1 protein-coding gene and 1 pseudogene are annotated in these 1,036 nt (G+C 67.2%); both read right to left on the bottom strand.

Annotated features, from left to right (window positions below; all coding sequences use genetic code 11):
- Positions 1–223: 223 nt before the first annotated feature.
- Positions 224–478 carry a hypothetical protein gene (locus tag MFF58_RS31770; RefSeq protein WP_238294308.1) on the bottom strand — a complete coding sequence of 85 codons (255 nt, stop codon included), beginning with the start codon at positions 476–478 and terminating at the stop codon, positions 224–226.
- A gap of 353 nt (positions 479–831) precedes the next feature.
- Positions 832–1,036, bottom strand: a pseudogene (locus MFF58_RS31765) (hypothetical protein); the annotation flags it as partial.

The following is a 1,036-nucleotide window of genomic DNA, read 5'->3' as shown; positions in this document are numbered from 1 at the left end:
GTTGCAACCGCGATGGTAGACCCCGCGGAAGCGGGCTCGCCGAGCATCAGCGCGACTGCTCCTGCTGCCGATACGATCGAGAAAAAGCGGAGCAAATGAGCTGATCCTACCCGTCCAACCAAGTACGTAGGTACAGACGAGCGAGGGTCGTCGACAGTTCCCTCGCCGGCCTGACGGTTCAGCGCGCCTGACGGTTCAGCGCTCGATGATCGAATGCGCCGCGCTACTCCCGGACCAGCTTCGGCTCCGGCTTGGCAGCTCGCGTCAGGCTCTGGATCACCCGCGGCGGCCGACCAGCCTTCTCGGCGATCTCGGCCTCCTGCTGCTCGATGAGTTCGCGGGCCGGTTGATCGCCGTCGAGACCACCCAGGATCTCCATCGGCACGCGCCGGTTCGAGGCCCGGCTGCCGTCCTCGAAGACGACATCGAACAGGACGGTGCCCCGATCCTGCGGAAGTAGCTTGATGCGCTTGGCCATGCCGGGGGATACGCCAGCAAGCTCGGCAGTTCCAGATCGCTCGGCGGCCGACGTGTTGGCCGAGCCGTTGCCGGTGGCCGATATCCTACCCTGGCGCGGACGCGGCAACGTCATCTCGGCGGCTGGCACGATGCTCCTCGACCTTCTGGAGCGGGCCTGATGCCGGTCGCGCTTCGAGCCAAGCGACAGCTGTTGCGGCGGCAGCAATGCCGGAATGGACTTAGGAAGTGGCCCCACCCGGAAGTCCTGGAGGAACGTTGAGGCGGGGCCACACCGACGGTTTCCCGCCGGCAGGTCCGATCATGTCAGAGGTTGGCCGGCGGCGAACTCACCTGTGTGAGACCGCCCGGCGATCACTGCCCCTTCTGCGGGAGCAGGTTGCGCGCTTCCTTGACGGCATCGCGGCAGCTCTGGTCGCCCTTGGCGTTCAGGTCGACCGCCCGCTGGACGGCCGTCTTGGCCTGCGAGACCTTGTCCTCGGACGACTGGCCCGGAGACGCCTTGGCATCCCCACCCTGTGCGGCCGCAGCCGCCGCCGTCGGCCTGTTCTCCGATTGG

Origin of the sequence: Methylobacterium longum, assembly GCF_022179385.1 — a bacterium.
GTDB classification, from domain to species: domain Bacteria; phylum Pseudomonadota; class Alphaproteobacteria; order Rhizobiales; family Beijerinckiaceae; genus Methylobacterium; species Methylobacterium longum.
This window is presented reverse-complemented; position numbering and strand designations above follow the sequence as displayed.

Bases quoted from the DNA above. Each gene is read 5' to 3' on its own strand.
- MFF58_RS31770 (WP_238294308.1), bottom strand. From the start codon at position 478: ATGGCCAAGCGCATCAAGCTACTTCCGCAGGATCGGGGCACCGTCCTG.